Here is a 19,436-nt window from a genome sequence, read left to right as displayed (position 1 = left end):
CGTAGATTTACCCACATTCATGGCCTGAGCAGCTTCAGTTACTGAATAGTTTTGATCGATAACTAATTGTGCTGCCTCTAATTTAAATTCAGCACTAAATAATCGTCTTGTTCGTTTTGTCATGATGTCACCTATCCATGTTAAGAGGTGATGATATCACCTCTGAGTAGGTGGCCAAATTTAATGTACCACTACAAACAGCCTGACATCATTCTTCTCGCTAGCTGTGATATAGCTCTCTACTAGTTCATGACAATAACTCTGAGCCTTTGGATTTCCATTAATAACTAATACGTTCTTACACATAGATGCCTCTCCCTTTTTAAGCTCAGCTTACACCTTGCCCTATAGGGAAGAGTCAATTAGTTTCTAAACATTTTTCCTCTGAAATTCATCGTATCGAGAAAGATAAAGTGAACTCAATGTACGAAATGTAAAATAGTTTTTGAAAACATATAAATAGCCAGTCCCTCTGCTAAAGAGCTTAGACTAGGTTAATAAATTAATTAATGATAAAGGTATAGTTAACTCTCCACCTAAACAAATAACTTAATATTAAAAGTTATAGATGGAGAATTACGTTAGTTTGTTAAATATAAGTTTCAATAAAAATATAGTTTTTATACTTTATTATTTCGGGTCAAGGCCAAGTGCTTTAAGTACTTTAATAAAGTTATCACGACGACCTTCTATTTCGTCTACTTCACCAGTTTCACAATGATCGGAAGGACATCCTCTATTTACAATGCCAGATACAGCATCAATAAAGTTATTTCCAACAAGGCCATCATCTACATATTTTTTCAACTCATCGTAATAATTCCAACTTTCATATGGGCCACCCGGATTGCTATAGGCTTGAACGGATGTCATCCAGAAAAATAAACCAGCTATCCATTTTAATTCTGGATATTCTTCAGTTGTACATATTAGTTGAGGATTAGAGCAAAGGTCCAACTTGGCATATATTGGATCACTAGGAGGCGCAATAACTACAATATCGCCATCGATAGTAGTACCAAATGTACTTGGGTCAACATGGCTTCTACCTAAAAAGTGATTTAAGGTACCAAAATTTCTTCGACCAGTTGTTTGAATTACACCTCTTCCCCACCAAGAGCAACCTTCAACAGATGTATCAGAGCTACCATCCCATACAAACTTGCCATCTTTCTGACCTACATATACCTTACATGAGTCACGTTCCCACGCCTGTTTAGTATGATCGATTTCAACTGGTGATGACTCACACCAAGAGCTTGACAAATCCCATCGACCAACAGAACCATCGACTAATAAGCCAGCAGACTCAAGAACAGAATCAGGTGCGGCAAATATAGGAGCAGGTGCGCCATACCATTTAGCGTGAGTCGTTGCCGTAACTTCCATTTTCGGTGTTCGCGGACAAGAATAAGGATGATCAAGATTTGTATTTTTATTAATACCATAGTCAGCATACTTTTGCCCTAACTGACCACATGATGCGCTCATAGGATAATCAACAGGAGCACCATATTTTATTTGAGCCCAATTATTTTCATCACAAGCATCATATTGTATGGTTTCTTGCATAGATTGTGCTAAAAATGCAGCAATTGCGACTTTGGCATATTGAATATTTTTCTCATCTATTGCATCAATATCAGTAAGCCAAAATCTAAAATCAGAAACACCAATGTTATGCATTGTATTAAGAGCGGTTAAAAAATCATCCCATTTATATACATTTGAAGGTTCCCAACCGTCATTTGGCGTTTCGTAAAGAAGAACTTGATTATTCATTTTCGTTGTAACGCTCATTAATTCGTCATTTAACGAAGTAATACTTGTTATTACGTTATCCGAAATTGAAATACCACTTCCCGAATTGTAGAGAGGTAACTTATTTTGTAAGTAAGATTCTATTTTATTCTGCAAAGATGTATCTACAGTATCAAAATGGATTGAGAAGATATTATGATATGCTGCGTGTCTAAGTTTTCTATCTGCCGAAGTCGAACCTAAAAAGTAATTTCCAGCCTGATTACTTGGTATCGAAGCTAACATTGCAGGGACACTCATAGTATCTGTTACTTGTTTAATAAATCGCAGAGCATTATCCCACTGGTCGTTATCTAATGCTGGAGTCATTGATGATTTACTAAATGCAACAAAATGAGCAGAGTACTCACCACTATAAAGTTCGTAATCTGTAAGCAAATTAACTACCGGTAATGAAGCCATGTTCCAAACTGAACGATAACCACCAGAGTGTTGATCATAGGCAAAATCACCAATTATCACCTGCCACCCAATATTTGCATCAGGAAGTAATTGACTAATTAGTAAATTATGTGCTTTAAGTAAACCTTTGACATCATCTGATAATGAATTTAGTAATGAGCTATCTAAAGGAATATTATTTACTGCAATAGCGTTAGTCAGAGCTAAATTTACAGGAATATTATCTAATGTTGAAAGTTCGTCCTGATAATTCATATCAAACATATCACTGGAAAGCAAAATAGTAATATTGCTTTCTTCATTAAGTAATAATTGTTCAGCCAAAGATTTAAAATGATCGGTTAAGTGATTACTATCTGTAAGTTGGTTTAAAACTGGTAATTCGAATCTAACAGTACTTGGTATATTTTCTGAAAGATTTAAATTTGGTGCCGATATAGAAAGATAATTTGGCCAATGTCGCATGTTAAGATCAATAGGATCTTTGGGGTTTGGCATTTTTAGAGAAGTTTGTGACGAGGGCTCTACGCCGTCACATCGTAAATGTAATGTCCATGATTCATCACTACCTGGTATTGTGTTTGTCCACCATGATGCTTTGTAAGCAATATCATCATAAACTACGATATCTCCACCATCAGCATGATCATTTGCAGGCCAGTTCGGGTAAATATTGAAAGATTGACACAGTGCATTTGTAGGAGTGTTCAAATCATTATCATCACTTACGTCTCCATTGTCTATACCATCTGAATCATCAACGCCATCACCTACATCTGCAGTGTCTGTACCATCTGAATCACCAACGCCATCACCTACATCTGCAGTGTCTGTACCATCTGAATCACCAACGGCATCACCATCACCTACAGTCTCTGTATCTTTTGAGTCATCATTAACAATAGGGCTATCGCCATCCTCCAAAATAACTACATCAGGATATTTGTCCTTAACACACTTTTCGTACCCACCTATATCAAACGTTGTGTAAGCTGTTTGATAGTTAACTAATTTACATTTATATGGGCTTGACCAATCTTGCTCCCAATAAATAGGAACAGAGCCGGAACCACCGGTAACATCAGAGAATTGAGCCATATTTTTACAACCAAGCACCTCATCGGCTGGAGTTGTCACTGATAAGTAATTAGCAAATTCGTTATAATAATTTATACGATTTTGAGCTCTCGCATCTTCGTTACCAGAGCCGCATTCAAGCCCACCATTTATTATGTGAATGGTCATACCGAAACCGTTATTTAAACCTGCATCGATATCAGCTTGATTAGGTGTCCAAGAGCCATCAATGACACTCAACATTGATGGTTTAGGTGGCTGTGGATACACATAAAAAAAGATAGCGGAAGCGATATTAAGCCATGTATCAGCAACCATCTCTGGATTATTAAGCAATATAGACACATCACCGTACATCGCGTTAGAGAAAGGTCCGTAGTTATAGTTGTAACTTAATTGTTTAGCCCCACGACCAAAATAGGACTTGTAGTCACCGTTTTCAAACTTACCACACGGCCACACTCGACTGGCAAAATCGCTAGAAACATCACAATTGCCGTTGTATCCATCTCGTGAGGTTTCAGTCCATCCCATCTCTCGAACGTAGTGCAAGCCTTGTTTCCATGTATCACCATCATATTCAGAGTTTTTACCGGTTTCCTGCACAAAATGAGCAAACATAGTTGCGAGTGACTTACGACAAATAGCGTCGCTATCACGTCCATCGGTGTAGGTATCACACAATGCAGGGAACTTAGCGACAGCCTTTAAGAAGTTAGTATAAGAGTATTCAGGCGCAGCGTGAGAAAACAATTCATCCCAATTACTTTGATTAAACATGCTTTCAACACGCTTGACGTTATCAGGGTTAGTTGTATTTAGTGGGGAGACTGCCTCAACAATAGTATTATCCCGTGTTCTGAGTAGGCTTTTAGCAGCATTAATACTTTCTTTGTATGCACTTTCTGCATTCGTTTGATGTTGATTGAGCTCTGAACGATAAATAATGTGAGAATCAGGAACCACATTTTGATCTAGATCTGGTGCTGGAGTTGTATCTGTTCCAGTTCCAATGTCTACGATTATACCATCCACTACACGAACAGTTTGCCCTGGCGAAGGAAGGCTAACGGCTGCATTGAGGATAGTAGCAATGCTACTACCTGAACCACTACCAGATGAGAAATTATTGAGTCCACTATAAAGCTCTGCACACAAATTCTCTTCGTCATCTTTAAATGGAATACCGCAGGCGGAGTAGGTTATCGCACGCTCAGATGGCACATCACCATTAAGGCCAAATCCATCTTGCATTGCGGTAACAATGCGACCATCATCTTGCTCAATAGTCCAAACGAAAGCGCCCGCTAACCCCAAAACATCAGCCAACTTTGCTTTCATATAGGCGGTTCGTGGCGTGTCTATCGAAATGTAATCGCCAGTGACTTTATTGAAATATACATCAGCGTGAGCTTCAAAATCGCTATAAAGTGCAAAATCGCCACGCCCCTGTAGATCTTCACCAGCTACATTGCGCCAAAGATCGTAGCCTTCCACTACTCCACTTTCAAACGTACCTGACGATGGTGATGTAGAGGTTTTCGTCCCGCCAAGCGCACCTTGCTGATTGATGGTTAAATCAAGAGATTTAAAACCTCGACCGTAATTGGCAATCCCCATCAATAAACGATCACGCTTAAAACCGGCTTGCTCAAATAACTTGATAGCGGCATTGACACTCCACCGTGTATCATCGTCATTAGGTATTCCCCCTGTTAGTGAAGAGGACGGCATCACACTCGTTTGATGACCAATTTTATCATCCCATGCGCCGAAGTAGTCGTAATTCATCATATAAATGTAATCAAGACAGCCTTGGTCATAAATGGTTTTATAATATGCGCCGATATGATCAATATATGTTTTCGTTGCCCCTACCGCACTAGATACTTCAATGTCATCACCAAGGCCTGCCTTCACAGCACAGACCAAGTCCTTAAAATATTGACCATCATTTGATGTGAATTTACCCGAAGCACCACCATGACCAGGAAATTCCCAGTCGATATCAAAACCAGTAAAGCCATATTTATCTTGTAATTCTTTTAATGAATTAACGAAGGTTGCAATATGTACCGGATTGGCTGCCATGCGATGGAATGGCTCTGACATAGTCCAGCCACCAATACTGGCTGAGATGCTAATGTTAGGGACTCGTTTTTTAATGTAATCGAGCTGTTCAATAATCCCCTTACTAAAACCATCAACATAAGGGTTACCCTTTTGGCGAGAACTGACGCTTAAACCAAAGTCTGCCCATGGATCTAAAAAGACCACCTCAAAATCTTTTTTACCTTCCGCGGCACACTGCGCTCGAATTTTTCCAGAAAGCGAACCTTGATCACCACAAATAGCTAAAAATGCAAAAACCAGTTTGTTATAGGGAAAGGTATCATCTTTTAGTAAGCGTTCAACGTCAAAACCACGACCATATACACTCCAATCAGATAGATAACCTGCAACGACTTTACCTTTAAAATCACTCGGTGAAGTAAACGTCATATTCTTTGGAGTTTTACTTTGAGTCACACCACTGCCTTTCACCAACGCAGCAGGAATATCTGTGGGTGTATTGTCGACCACAATAGACTCGTTACCTGAATCGACAGTCTCATTATCATCAATGATAACTGCAGGGGTTATACCAACACTATTAATATTAGAAAGATCTTCTACACTGGTTGCATTTTCGTTAGCTATCAACTGACAAGGGTAATTAGTGCTATCAAGCGTTAAAGTACAGCTATCACTCGATATTGCGCCATAAGTGCCCTTACCTTGAACACTGGCACCAATTGAATTTTCAATATTAGGAGTCAAAACGCCATTCCAGCTTTTGTTGCTAACATTGATAAACGATTGTCCACCCACCGTTTGTAATCCCCCTCCGTGTGACCACATGCTAATATCATTCACATCAGCAGGCTTTAAAAACGTCAAAGTCCAAGAAGAGGTCGCCACTGGCGATATGAATTTGATCACACCATTAAACCCCGTTGACCAAGGTGAGCCAGATTTTTCTAAGGTAATGTCGATAACTGTATTTTGGTCATCGACAATTGGTTCTCGGCCAAGATTTGCCCCACTCTCGTTAACGTCATCGGTGATATCACCATCTTCAACAACTTCTTCACTATCGACACTAATCACAAAAGAACTGCCACCAACGTAAGTTGATAATGTGTCATCGTATTTGATGATGCAGCTATCATTTTCATAGCGGCAGCGGGTTAAGTCATTTACCTCCGATGCAATGCCTTTACCATTAAAACCAATGACTCGGTGTTCATCTTTTTGCAAAGGCTGGGCGTAATGAGGGATCGTAAACGTGTATTTGGTTTTATTATTATCTATTTTTTTCTCTTGAAGCTCAGCGCCCCAAGCACCGCTCATGCTCAGCTTTTCTGAAATCATCGTTATGGATTTATTTGCCACATCTAAAGGGGTGTCGGTAAGGTTTATCAATTTGATCTTACCGCTGTATCCAGCCCATGAATCACCTGGCTGGCCCCAAGAAGCATCATATGAAAAGAGTACCACCACAGGGCCGGCTTCTTTAATACTTGCTGTAAAGTCAAAATCGGCGGTTGGGCTAGTTTTCAATTCATCAAGAGCAAAGCCCGCCTGTGTTAGTTTATCTATTAATGTCTCATTAATAGTAAATTCAGTTTCAACCCCTAGCTCGATCACTTTCTCTTTGACTTTATCACTTGCAAAATCAACAGCACAATTTGAATCATTACAATCAAACGTGACTGCTTCAATTAGTTCATCATGACCACTTGATTCTACAAAGAAATCACCAAACAACAGAGAGTCAATATCAAGCGAAGAGCCTAACGCCTCTGCAACAGGATTGAGTATGGCTACAACACTACTGGCAACTTGATCGTACTCTCGCCTCATAGAAGCTAAATCTAATGCTGTTTCACTTTTAAGCAGGCTTTTTGCGATGAGATTGGTGAAAGGCGTTATCTTTACTGATTTATCAAAGTCTTGCCCAAAAATAATTGACTCGATAACAACAGTATCAGGTGATTCTAAATCTTTAACTTGTGCAAGGAACACTCTTGAACTCGTATCCGTCGACATTGGGATTGAAACTTCAAACTTACTCGACTCATCTAGCGTTATTGTTTCTAATAATTTCGGTTGAGAGCTATTAGTTGGATCGAGTTCAAACAAATCCAAAGAATGTCCTTTTAAACCAGCACCAACTGCCGCAGTACCAGAGACGGTTGCTTTACCTGATTGAGTTGCATCTGTTCCTGTATCAATAACTGAGGCGCTATTGTCATCAATTCCTGTGTCTATAACTGACACGCTATTGTTATCAGTTACTGTATCTGTAACGCTATTGTCATTATTACAAGCAGTTATAAAAAATACCAATATGAATATATTAAGAGAAATATACTGTTTCATGAGCCACTCACGTCATATTTCAGAATAAAGAAATAATATTCTTATTGATAGTATACTCACACTATTAGATGAAATGTGAAAATCTCGGAAATATAAACACATATTCGCAACATTTTTACTAAGATCTTTTGTTTTTAACAGCTCTATGAAAGTAGTGATATCACTATTTTAGCCAATTACAACTACATCAATATAATGGCGGATTAATATCTAATAAGTCTGACAACCATATTGGTAAACCTCTAAAATAAGACCAGTATTTATTGACTACTACACTTATTTTTGGCTGAATTTTTGATTATATTTCTTGGTATAAAAAATAAAATATAGAAAATAATTACATCGTCTAAAATAATAAGTTCATGGTGTTAGAATGCTAATACACTACTTCATTGCTTCGATCACGTATAACTATGTATTTATGTTCATTTAGAATTAGTTACATGTCTAACACTACAATCTTCGTTTACTCCCCCTAGAATATAATTTTCTATTTACTATTGAAGCTTAATACACATAAATATCTCTCCCTTTTTAAGCTCAGTTTACACCTTGCCCTGTAGGGAAGAATCAATTAGTTTCTAAACACTTATTAATATTGTCTTGGTATGTTTTGATCATCGATTGCTGCTGGTGCAATAGGTTAATTTGTTCTTCAATTGCTCTACTTTTCTGATCAAGAAATGTGCTTACAACATCCCAACTTAGCACTGTTTTATCTCCTAGCAGCCTCTTAAATTCAGCAAGACTAACCCCGATAGATTGTGCATCTTTAATCAAAATAACGGTTCTAACATGGTTATCATCATAAATCCGATAACTCCCCTTTCTTACTACTGTTCCCAACAAACCTAACGATTCATATAAGCGTATGGTTTTGGCTGATGCCCCTGTTAATTTAGACACTTCACCGATATACATCAGTTACCTCCTTGTTAATTGTCTTCCTTGTCTATCTATACGCTATTTAACAGGGCCTTTCTCAAACTGTATTAAGTTATCGGTTATGTCATTCCATGGTGCTTTAGATGCCGTGAAAACATGAAAACTCGGCTTATGCGTTGGAATATCATCTAAAATTCCTAAACGAATATTATGCTTGCCTGTTTTTAGTTTCTTTGAAAACAAACTTGAACCACAGATTCGACAAAAAGCGAGTTCCGTTTCTTCACTTTTTTGAAATAGCGACACAGTATCTTCACCTGTTTTAAAGCGAAATTTCTCTGAGCTTAATCCTCCCACCGATGAGTAATCTGACCCCGTAAATTTACGACATTCAGAACAATGACAATTTCCCATATACTCAAAATCATCAGGCACTTCTATCTGCACCTTGCCACATAAACAGGAACCATTTAGTTTTTTCATTTCATCTTTCTCTCTAAAATCAAAGACAAAACCCTAGTATTTAAATAAGCCAATTACAATAATGAATCTCATATTCTTAAAAATAAAAAAGCCGACGTATTTAACGTCGGCTTAATATTTACTCTACTGTTCAAAAACTACTTGATAGAGCGTGCTAACTGAGTCGTTAACTCATCCACACCTTTTGACAGTGCTTCCACTTGCGCTGAATAACCATCTTTTGCTAAAGGTACACGGAATGAAAATGGATGTACGGTTTGTAAATCGCCATTACCATTAATCAATAACCATTCACCTGCCACTTCAGCAACACCGCTATAAACACCATTAAACTGGTTAATACGCACTTGTAAGCGTGGTATACCTGCAGTAGACAATGTTGGTGTTAGCTGTGTTGCCCAAAACTTAGTTTGTTTTTGGCGTAAATCAAATGTGATTCGACGCGTTAACTGCGTACTCAGTGATTCACCCCAAAGGTTTTGCTGCGCTTCAACAATTTCAGTGGGGCTGGTTTGATACACTAAACCAGTACCAGCAAGATGTGCCGCAACTTCAACAGGGCGCACAATTAACAATGATTTATTACTAATGTTATGTGCCGTATTCGCACTGGTTGGCATCGGTAACATATATGTTTTTAATGCCGGTTCTGTTGAGCTACATCCTGTTCCAGCAAGCGCTACCGCTGCAATTAATAACCACTTTTTCATTATTTACGGCCTCCAACTGGAATAGGATCTTTCGCTTTCTCATCACCAAACACTAATGAATTTGGCTTCTCATTTAATTGACGAAGTACGGGTTGTAGTTCCGTCATCACTTGCTCAAATTGTACGAGTGCACCTTGTAAATTTTGGTACGCTGCTGCATTTGGGCTAAAGCCATTTAAGGTGTTTTGGATCTCTTTCAAACTCGCTTTAATATCAGACGGTAATGTCTGAGTATCTTTTTGATTAAGAATACGATCAAGATCTTGTGTAACACGCGCTGCTGAATTCATTGTTTTCTCAGATGCCTTTAAAGTCGCAGTCATTGAATTCAATGTATCTTCTACAGGAAGTTTATTAAATTTATTGAGTAAATTAGTTAACTGCTTCTGCACTTCAGCAAGATCGCCCGCTTTAGTTGGAAAGACTTCGTAACCATCATATTTAGCCAGTTTTTCAGGTTTCTCGCCTTTGTACACATCAGTGCCAATATATAGCGCACCTGTTAATAAATTACCGGTTTTCAATGTTGCACGAAGTCCGTTCTTAAACTCTTTTTCAAGATTTACACGCAGATTATCCAATGTACCTTCATCTGAATGGTTATATACTCGACCTAAATCGATACGTACCAGTACAGGGATTTGTTCGCTTGTAAAACCTTCTTCACTGTTTGGTAAACGCAATGGCACTTTCTGTACCGTACCAATTTGAATACCACGGTATTCAATCGGTGCTCCCGCTTTCAAACCACGAATGGATTCTTTAAATAACATGACAAAGTTTAAGTACTTATCGTACATTTTCTCGTGATAATCTTGCTCACTATCGAATAAACGGTAATGTTTTAATTGTTTATTCTGAGCCATACCTTGATCATCAGATGGTGTTTGGAATGTGACACCACCAGTAATTAACGATTCCAATGATCCAATCTTGACGTTAAAACCTTCAGCACTCATTTGTACATTCATACCAGATTGCATAATGAACTTACTGGTTGTGCGTACTAGTCGATTATAAGGTTCAAAGATAAACAATTGGTAATTTGCTAGTTTACTATTGATATCAAAGCTCGTTTTCTCAACGCGACCAACAGTAAAGCCATCATATAATACTGGGTCACCAACACTCAATTTACCGGCTTCATGACTTGTCAGTACAACACGTAATCCTTTCGCATCCGCAGGTGCAACAGGGGGGACTTCTAGCGCTTTAAAATGATATTTATCATCTTTACCTTGGCCTGGTTGCATTTCAATATACGCACCAGAAAGAAGCGTATCTAAACCAGACACTCCTTCTTTGCCAATTCGTGGCTTAACAACCCAGAACTTAGTATCGTTTTTCAACATACGCTCTGTATCATTATCCATCTGTGCGGTCACTGTTATATAGCTATAGTCTTTACTTAGCTGAACTTTGGTGACAACACCGACTTTCACATTTAGAGATTTAATCGCGGTTTTACCCACTTCAATACCAGAGGCATTAGGAAGGCGAATCGTTATTTCAGGCCCTTTACTATTAAGATATTGAACAAACATCCAAATACCAATAGCCAAAGCCACAACAGGAATGATCCAAATTGCAGATACTTGCTTCAGGTTTTGTACTTTAGCCTCATTTGGCTGGTTATCACTCATTTTCTGTTTCTCGTTAATACTGGCTAGTGACTACTGATTAGATTCAGTAGTGTTTAACTCTGAACCATAATTAATTTTATTTTTTTCACCCCAAAACACCCGAGGATCGAAACTCATTGCCGATAACATGGTAAATACCACTACTGTTGCAAAGCAGATTGCAGCAGGTCCTGGTGAAATAGCCATCAAGTTTTTCAACTGCACAAGTGCAACTAATATCGCGACAACAAAAATATCAACCATAGACCATCGACCGATAAATTCTGTCATACGATAGATTTTCAAACGTTTTACAGACTCTCGTGTTGAGTCATTCGGCTTTTTACCTGCACAGTAATAAAGCCACGCTAAGGCAAACATTTTTGCCATAGGAATGAAGATACTGGCAATAAAAATCACCACCGCGATTGGCCAAGACCCCATTTTCCATAACATCACCACACCACCCATGATAGTGGAACCTTCGGTTTGTCCTAGGCTTACGGTATACATCATAGGATACAAATTTGCTGGAATATAAAAAATAATCGAAGCGATTAAATAAGCCCATGAATACTGTAATGAATGTGATGGATTAAAACCATGAAGCTTGCTTTCACAACGAATACATTTGGCATGATGGCTATTAGGCAGAGGATTTATTTGGTTACAAACATGGCATCCCACATGATTATTTGATAAATGTGTGTCGCCATCATGTACCCCCTCTATGTGTTTCATGACAAAAAACTGATCCCACAACCATGTTCGATCAACTAATGAAACACATTTTACAACCAAAACGCTGTAAATACAGAATGCCCAGAATGAGTATCCCATTCCAATATGCGCTAACGCTGAAATTTTGACCAAACTGACTAATACGCCAATGAGAAATACATCTACCATTAGCCAAGGCTGAATTTTAAATAATATTCGGCACAACAGCTTTATAGTTTCAGGGTTACCGCGTACATACCCAATTCGTTTAACATGCGCTGCACGGTAATAGAGATACATGACTAATATGATGTAGACCGCAGGAAAAACCAATACGGTTAACATCAACAGTAATGCAAGGAAGCTATTCTCAAAATGCTGTAATGTTTCTGCGGCATTCAGCAGCATGATTTGTTGCCCCATTCCATTCACGCTAAATGAAAGAAAAGGGAAAGAAAGGCTGAGTACCAACATAATCAAACATGCAAGACCGTACGCTAAAGGGCGATGAAATGGCATGATGATTCTTTTCGCTAAGGTATGTCCACAGCGAGGACAGTCCGCCTTTTGTCCATCTTTGATATCTGGGATATCGACTACCAATCCGCATTCTTCGCAAGCGATCATCAATTCTGATGGAGTTTGTTGCTGTGGCGTTTGTGTTGTCATTGTTAATTTCTTTCTATCGCTATTCTTACTGCAATCGTACCAGACTGTTGAATACATTTAATAAATGTTAAAACAACGAGACACAGTAAAAGTAGTGTTGCTTAGACAAAACCTAAACATACTAAATATAAACAGGCGCGTATTGTCTTCCTTCATTGCATTTAGAGCAAGAAACTTTAAGTTAGAAAAACAAATAAAGCCTTATTTTTAATGCAAATTCCGATTTAAAACATCGTATTATAACAAGAAAACAAATGATATACGCACGATTTATGCGGATTTAACTCAAATACAATTTTTCAGTGTTCTTTGCACAGATAACATCATTTAAATGAATCCCCTTAATGTCGTGAGTCCACCATGTTACTGTTACTTTTCCCCACTCTAAAACAAGCGTCGGATGATGAAATTCTTCTTCTGCTAATTGCGACACTTTATTGCTAAATTCCCACGCTTGTTTGTAATTACTGAATTTAAATGTACGAGTTATACGATTTACACCGTTAGGATTAATAATTTGCCATTCTGGTAATGTCGCCATGTATTCAGCTAAAATATCATCACTTAATTTTGGTGAGCCTGAATGGCATGCTTCACATTTCAATTTATCTAAACTCGTCATTAATCGTTTCCTTTTAGCTAAAGGTGGCAGCGCGTAATCCTTTTCGCTGTGCTTCTGCTACCAACCCGAAAATATCTTGGTTAGTCACTTGGTAAAGTTGCTCCATACTTTGCAATACAAAATATTTAGGCTGTAGTATGTCAATTCTATATGGCGTTCTCATTACCTCTATAGGATCAAAAGCAACACGTTGCGGTATGGTACTGACCGTCGCGTAATGTGTTTCTTGTGGCGATGATAAAATACCACCACCATAAACTTGGTATTTACCATTTTGATTTAGTAAACCAAATTCAACCGTAAACCAGTATAGTCTAGCTAAATAAACTCTTTCCTCATGCGTCGCTTTTACACCGAGTTTTCCATAAAAATGCGTAAATTGTGCAAAATATGGGTTGGTTAGCATTGCGCAATGTCCAAATACTTCATGAAAAAAATCAGGCTCTTGCAAATAATCTATATCAGCCTTAGTACGAATAAAGGTGGCAACAGGAAATTGCTTGCGTGCGAGTAAAGAAAAGAAATGATCAAAACTTATTAAGGCAGGTACAGCAACGCATTGCCAACCTGTGGTATCGAGTAATACTCGATTTATTTCTTTTAGTTGAGGGATATGATCGTGAGGTAAATCTAATTCAGCTAAACCCGCTATATACTCATCGCATGCCTTGCCTTGCACACAATGAAGTTGGCGAGTTATAAGATGATGCCAAATAGCATTTTCTTCTTCATTCCAAGTAATAACCCCATTACGATCTACAGGCTTTGAGACATAACAATGCTTTGTCGGATTACTACTCTGTTTCTTTTGCATAATAGCCTCCGTTTATAGACTAACCACCAACCGACACTATTATTTTTATTATTAACTCTATAAATATTAGAAGTGATCCTTATTATCAGCCATTTTTATCACTAAAAAACAGGCTTTAATGCCTAATTTGACTAACACTTAATCTGATTAATGATGCAAAAAATGTAAACAAGAATGAACATCTTTCATTCTGCATCTAATCAATAATATTGCGATTTCTGCACTTTCAACCACAGTTAAGTGATAGCAAGAGTAAATAATGAGGCAAGGAATGCATAAATGGTTTCAGTTTCCAATTATTGAAGGGCTATCAAGCAAACAAGCACATTGTGACTTACCCAATGACAGTTTCGAACGCGAATGCGGTCGAGAAGGTTTTTTTGGCCCAGCAACGCACATGTACCATAAACATCCGCCAACAAGTTGGGTCTCATGGTGTGGTGAACATAAACCAAGAGCATTTGATGCCTTAGCTTTGCCCCAAATCGGGGATACACCTTGGGATGCACCACTACTGCTATCCAATAGCGATATTAAACTGCGTGTTTGGCAAACCAATAAAAGTATGGATCATCTGGTGCGAAATGGTGATGGTGACGAATTATTGTTTGTTCATCAAGGTAGTGGAGATTTGTATTGCGATTATGGTCATCTGCCTTTTAATGAAGGGGATTACCTTGTGCTTCCTCGCTCTACAACATGGCGAATTGAAACGCCCAACACGGTTACTTTGTTGATGATTGAAGCAACCAATAACAGTTTTAAAAGTGTTGATCATGGGATTGTCGGTGAACATGCCCTCTTTGATCCCGCAATACTTGAATACCCTAAAATCAATGCTGCATTTAAAGTACAACAAACAGAAGATAATTGGCAGGTATTGTTAAAAGCGCGTAACCAAATTAATACAATTTGCTACCCGTTTAATCCCTTAGATAGCATCGGCTGGAAAGGAAATCTAACGGTACTAAAACTTAATTGGCGTGACATTCGCCCACTCATGAGCCATCGGTATCACCTTCCACCATCAGCACACTCTACCTTTGTCAGTGATAATTTTATTGTGTGTACCTTTGTACCTCGTCCTGTTGAAAGCGATCCTAACGCTTTAAAAGTGCCCTTTTTTCACAGTAATAATGATTATGATGAAGTGATTTTTTATCACCATGGCGATTTTTTCAGTCGAGACAATATTAAACCCGGCATGATCACGTTTCATCCTTGCGGATTTCCACATGGTCCACACCCTAACGCTTTAATAAAAAGCCAACAAGCACCTAAAACATTTATCGATGAAGTAGCAGTAATGATAGATACTCGAAACCCTCTCGATATTGCACCCAATGTTAGTGAGGTTGAATTACATAATTATGTGGCGTCATGGCAACGTCATCAACATCCTGAATAACAATAAAAGTAAGGATAACAACAATGAAACTTGCTTCATTACAACAAAGTAGAGATGGAAAGCTCATTGTCGTTTCTCGCGATCTTAAATGGGCGGTATCAGCTCAACATATTGCCCCTACCATGCAATATGCACTGGACCATTGGGCTGATGTTGAACCCATTCTTAATGATCTTTATCACGCACTAAATAGAAAAATGCTTGAGCATCGTTTTGTTTTTCAGCCAATGCATTGTGCATCTCCCCTTCCTCGCGCTTTTCAATGGGCAGATGGTAGTGCCTACGTTAATCATGTTGAGTTGGTGCGCAAAGCAAGAGGTGCAGAGATGCCAAAAAGCTTTTGGCAAGACCCTTTAATATATCAAGGTATGTCAGATCAGTTTTTAAACCCTACACAGCCCATCGAAGTTGAAGATCTTAATTGGGGCGTTGATTTTGAAGCTGAAATAGCCGTTATTACAGATGATGTCCCTATGGCGACAAGCGTAAAAAATGCTGAGAAACACATTAAACTGTTAATGCTTGTTAACGATGTGTCGCTAAGAAATTTAATCCCAACAGAACTGGCTAAAGGCTTTGGTTTTTTTCAATCTAAACCTTCATCGGCTTTTTCTCCTGTCGCGGTGACACCTGATGAGTTAGGCGAGTCATGGAAAGAGAACAAGGTCAATAATCGACTTTATGTTCACTTAAATCAGCAGCTCTTTGGTAACCCCAACGCAGGTGTTGATATGACATTTAACTTTGCCCAATTAATTCATCATGCTGCCAAAAGTCGTCCATTAACCGCTGGCACTATCATAGGTTCAGGAACAGTTTCTAACGTAGATAGGTTATCTGGCTCTTGTTGTATTGCTGAACAACGAATGCTGGAAATGATAGAACAAGGCGAGCCTCAAACTCCCTTCATGCAATACGGTGATAGCGTAAAAATAGAAATGTTTGATGCTGATAAACATTCTATTTTTGGGGCTATTGAACAAGCCGTTATTCCCTTTATTAAGCATTAACTTCAAGTACCTTAATTACTCAAAGAGAGCTGAATATGGCATTTACCCTATATGATTACTCTCGCTCATCAGCCTCATATCGAGTAAGAATTGCCTTAAACATTAAGCAGCTAGATTATACCTGTGTGCCGATCTCGCTGCTTGATAATCAGCAAAACAGTCGCCACTACAAAAACATGAATGCGACGGGTTTATTACCTACACTTGAGCATAACCAATGTTACATATATCAATCTCTCGCTATTATCGAATATCTTGAGCAATGTTATCCAACACCAAGTTTACTGCATTGTAACACCATAGAAAGTGCGCAATGCCGAGCCTTTGCGTTATCCATCGCTTGTGATATCCATCCGTTAAATAACTTACGTGTACTCAACTATTTAGAGCGCAAATTAACCGTTACAGCAGAACAAAAAAAACAATGGTATCACCACTGGATAGATCAAGGTTTTACAGCATTAGAACAGCAGCTTGCCAGTAACAATAATCCTGAAAAGTTCTGTTTTGGACTTGCCCCAACCTTAGCCGATATATTTTTGATCCCTCAAGTGTATAACGCCCGACGTTTTAATATTGATTTATCAAATTTTCCAACCATTAACGCTATAGAAAAACACTGTAACCAGCTTGAGCCTTTCATCAAAGCAGCACCTCATCTTTAATTCTTCAACAAAAATAGCGCATTTTAAGAAGGACGGAGAACATACTAATGACTGATGATTATAAGCAATGTCTCTGGAAGCCAAGTCGAAAACGCATTCAAAATAGTTTGCTGTATCAATTTATGGTGCAGATCAGTGAACAACACAAACGTCTATTTCATGATTATACCCAATTGCATCGCTGGTCTATAAAACATAGTGATCAATTCTGGCAACAGCTATGGCAATTTTGCAATGTAATTGGCAACCAAGGTGAAAACATTGTCTATTGTCCAACACACAGCCCTATTCCCAATAAAGATCAACGCTGGTTTCCTGATGCCACGCTCAATTTCGCCGAAAATTTACTTGCTTACAGCACGAAGCTAAGCCAACAAGATGCAATTGTTTTTTATAACGAACACAGTTTTAAAGATACAGATAAGCAACATGCCCAGCAGCGACTATCTTGGCAACAACTCCACCAGCAAGTAGCAATAGTCGCACAGTATTTACAACAACAAGGGGTACAAAAAGGCGATGTGGTTGCCGCTTACATGCCTAATATTCCGCAAACAGTTATTGCTATGCTAGCGACCACCTCTTTAGGTGCAGTATGGACATCCACGTCTCCTGATTTCGGGACTGAAAGTGTTGTCGAACGCTTTAGTCAGACCCGACCTAAAGTTATTTTTACTACCGATGGCTATATTTATAACAACAAAACAATAACCAGTTTAACCACATTGGCAGAGGCTTTATCTTCCCTTCCTAGTGTCAAAAAATTAATTGTTTATCCTTATATAAACCAAAATCCTATCGATAAACTACTGTTACAAAGTCCTTCCTTACCTTCTCATATCACCGTGAGTACATGGCAAGAAATGGAAGATGTTATTCATTACCCTGATTTAGCGTTTACTCCTACGCCCTTTGATCATCCGCTGTATATATTGTATTCATCAGGTACCACGGGGAAACCCAAGTGTATTATTCACTCTGTCGGTGGAACCCTATTAAATCACCTGAAAGAGCACCAATTACACTGCAATATTAAACCTTCCGATCCCATTTTTTATTTTACGACTTGCGGTTGGATGATGTGGAACTGGTTAGTCAGTGGCTTGGCATCAGGCGCAACACTCGTATTATATGATGGATCGCCTTTATCCCCAGATCCTTATCAATTGTGGAAAATGGCAGACAAAGAGAACCTTCGCTTATTTGGCACTTCCGCCAAATACTTAGAGACCATAGAAAAAATGCAGATCATACCGAACAAGTACGTGACATTGTCACAACTTGCTATCATTTGCTCTACAGGTTCAGTACTCGCACCTGAGCAGTTTGATTATGTCTATAAGCACATCAAACAAGATATTCAGCTCTCATCAATTGCAGGCGGAACCGATATTTGTGGTTGCTTTGCCATTGGCAATCCAATCGGTGCTGTGTGGCGTGGGGAGTGCCAAGTCAAAGCCTTAGCAATGGACGTTAATGTATTTAATCAAGCAGGAGAAGCTATCTTTGATACATGCGGTGAACTTGTCTGTTGCAACAGTTTTCCCAATCAACCCATCGCATTTAGTCAAGATCCAAAGGGGGAAAAATATTTCCATGCTTATTGGAATACCTACCCCAACACTTGGCATCATGGCGATTATGTCAGTGTGTCTCATCACGGTGGGCTCACCTTTTATGGGCGCTCTGATTCAATCTTAAATCCCGGTGGTATTCGCATTGGCACTGCTGAAATTTATCGTCAAGTCAATCCGTTTCATGAAGTCGTCGATTCTGTTGTTGTTGGACAGCAGTATCAAAACGATGTTCGAATTGTTCTCTTTGTTCAGCTACAACCAGATGTAACGCTCGATAATATCTTAATCAATCGTATCAACACGCAACTTCGCAATCAGTGCTCTCCCCATCATGTTCCCGCAAAAATATTACAAGTTTCTGCAATACCCAGAACTAAATCAGGGAAAATAGCAGAAAAAGCGGTGAGAGATGCCATCCACCAACGAAATGTTGTAAACACAAGTGCTATCGCCAACCCAGAAAGTTTAGAGCAGTATAAAAATAGATCAGACTTAGCGTGATAATACGTACAAGGGAATAGGTAAG

13 protein-coding genes are annotated in these 19,436 nt (G+C 38.7%); 4 read left to right on the top strand and 9 right to left on the bottom strand.

Annotation, left to right across the window (positions count from 1 at the left end; genetic code table 11):
* The 9 genes from C9J38_RS10100 to phhA all read right to left on the bottom strand — a co-directional run.
* On the bottom strand, positions 1 to 123 hold a 123-nt coding region (locus tag C9J38_RS10100; RefSeq protein ID WP_146144061.1), incomplete at its 3' end, for a transposase.
* Positions 124 to 630: 507 nt separating this feature from the next.
* A complete protein-coding gene (locus tag C9J38_RS21890; RefSeq protein ID WP_199195415.1) occupies positions 631 to 7,623 on the bottom strand; it encodes a glycosyl hydrolase family 18 protein in 6,993 nt (2,330 codons plus the stop codon).
* Positions 7,624 to 8,295: 672 nt separating this feature from the next.
* Positions 8,296 to 8,646, bottom strand: coding sequence for a MerR family transcriptional regulator (locus C9J38_RS10075; RefSeq protein WP_107206971.1), 351 nt, complete (start codon positions 8,644 to 8,646; stop codon positions 8,296 to 8,298).
* A gap of 42 nt (positions 8,647 to 8,688) precedes the next feature.
* Positions 8,689 to 9,093, bottom strand: a complete 405-nt coding sequence (locus tag C9J38_RS10070) for a GFA family protein (protein ID WP_107206970.1) — start codon at positions 9,091 to 9,093, stop codon at positions 8,689 to 8,691.
* 137 nt (positions 9,094 to 9,230) lie between these two features.
* Positions 9,231 to 9,803: a membrane integrity-associated transporter subunit PqiC gene (locus C9J38_RS10065; RefSeq protein WP_107206969.1), complete on the bottom strand. Its 573-nt coding sequence runs from the start codon at positions 9,801 to 9,803 to the stop codon at positions 9,231 to 9,233.
* Positions 9,803 to 11,446 carry an intermembrane transport protein PqiB gene (pqiB, locus tag C9J38_RS10060; RefSeq protein ID WP_107206968.1) on the bottom strand — a complete coding sequence of 548 codons (1,644 nt, stop codon included), beginning with the start codon at positions 11,444 to 11,446 and terminating at the stop codon, positions 9,803 to 9,805. The genes C9J38_RS10065 and pqiB overlap by 1 nt, the downstream gene beginning before the upstream one ends.
* A gap of 30 nt (positions 11,447 to 11,476) precedes the next feature.
* On the bottom strand, positions 11,477 to 12,814 hold the full coding sequence (locus C9J38_RS10055; protein ID WP_107206967.1) for a paraquat-inducible protein A: 1,338 nt from the start codon (positions 12,812 to 12,814) through the stop codon (positions 11,477 to 11,479).
* 280 nt (positions 12,815 to 13,094) lie between these two features.
* Positions 13,095 to 13,436: a 4a-hydroxytetrahydrobiopterin dehydratase gene (locus tag C9J38_RS10050; protein ID WP_107206966.1), complete on the bottom strand. Its 342-nt coding sequence runs from the start codon at positions 13,434 to 13,436 to the stop codon at positions 13,095 to 13,097.
* Positions 13,437 to 13,449: 13 nt separating this feature from the next.
* Positions 13,450 to 14,250, bottom strand: a complete 801-nt coding sequence (gene phhA / locus C9J38_RS10045) for a phenylalanine 4-monooxygenase (protein WP_107206965.1) — start codon at positions 14,248 to 14,250, stop codon at positions 13,450 to 13,452.
* 271 nt (positions 14,251 to 14,521) lie between these two features.
* On the opposite strand from phhA, the gene C9J38_RS10040 reads away from it, so the two are divergent.
* The 4 genes from C9J38_RS10040 to C9J38_RS10025 are packed head-to-tail and all read left to right on the top strand — an operon-like array spanning position 14,522 to position 19,411.
* A complete protein-coding gene (locus C9J38_RS10040) occupies positions 14,522 to 15,658 on the top strand; it encodes a homogentisate 1,2-dioxygenase (RefSeq protein ID WP_107206964.1) in 1,137 nt (378 codons plus the stop codon).
* 23 nt (positions 15,659 to 15,681) lie between these two features.
* Complete coding sequence (locus C9J38_RS10035; RefSeq protein WP_107206963.1) at positions 15,682 to 16,668, top strand: fumarylacetoacetate hydrolase family protein; 987 nt, start codon at positions 15,682 to 15,684, stop codon at positions 16,666 to 16,668.
* 35 nt (positions 16,669 to 16,703) lie between these two features.
* Positions 16,704 to 17,333, top strand: coding sequence for a maleylacetoacetate isomerase (maiA, locus tag C9J38_RS10030; RefSeq protein WP_107206962.1), 630 nt, complete (start codon positions 16,704 to 16,706; stop codon positions 17,331 to 17,333).
* A 47-nt stretch (positions 17,334 to 17,380) separates the two neighbouring features.
* Positions 17,381 to 19,411, top strand: coding sequence for an acetoacetate--CoA ligase (locus tag C9J38_RS10025; RefSeq protein ID WP_107206961.1), 2,031 nt, complete (start codon positions 17,381 to 17,383; stop codon positions 19,409 to 19,411).
* Positions 19,412 to 19,436 lie beyond the last annotated feature (25 nt).

The sequence above is a fragment of the Photobacterium sp. GB-210 genome, from assembly GCF_003026075.1.
Lineage (GTDB): Bacteria > Pseudomonadota > Gammaproteobacteria > Enterobacterales > Vibrionaceae > Photobacterium.
Note: the sequence above shows the minus strand (reverse complement) of the source record. Positions and strands in the feature narration are given on the sequence as shown.

Excerpts from the sequence above, each read along its gene's own strand:
- C9J38_RS10075 (WP_107206971.1), bottom strand. The coding sequence starts at position 8,646 with ATGTATATCGGTGAAGTGTCTAAATTAACAGGGGCATCAGCCAAAACC.
- C9J38_RS10070 (WP_107206970.1), bottom strand. The coding sequence starts at position 9,093 with ATGAAAAAACTAAATGGTTCCTGTTTATGTGGCAAGGTGCAGATAGAA.
- C9J38_RS10065 (WP_107206969.1), bottom strand. The coding sequence starts at position 9,803 with ATGAAAAAGTGGTTATTAATTGCAGCGGTAGCGCTTGCTGGAACAGGA.
- pqiB (WP_107206968.1), bottom strand. The coding sequence starts at position 11,446 with ATGAGTGATAACCAGCCAAATGAGGCTAAAGTACAAAACCTGAAGCAA.
- C9J38_RS10055 (WP_107206967.1), bottom strand. The coding sequence starts at position 12,814 with ATGACAACACAAACGCCACAGCAACAAACTCCATCAGAATTGATGATC.
- C9J38_RS10050 (WP_107206966.1), bottom strand. The coding sequence starts at position 13,436 with ATGACGAGTTTAGATAAATTGAAATGTGAAGCATGCCATTCAGGCTCA.
- phhA (WP_107206965.1), bottom strand. The coding sequence starts at position 14,250 with ATGCAAAAGAAACAGAGTAGTAATCCGACAAAGCATTGTTATGTCTCA.
- C9J38_RS10040 (WP_107206964.1), top strand. The coding sequence starts at position 14,522 with ATGCATAAATGGTTTCAGTTTCCAATTATTGAAGGGCTATCAAGCAAA.
- C9J38_RS10035 (WP_107206963.1), top strand. The coding sequence starts at position 15,682 with ATGAAACTTGCTTCATTACAACAAAGTAGAGATGGAAAGCTCATTGTC.
- maiA (WP_107206962.1), top strand. The coding sequence starts at position 16,704 with ATGGCATTTACCCTATATGATTACTCTCGCTCATCAGCCTCATATCGA.
- C9J38_RS10025 (WP_107206961.1), top strand. The coding sequence starts at position 17,381 with ATGACTGATGATTATAAGCAATGTCTCTGGAAGCCAAGTCGAAAACGC.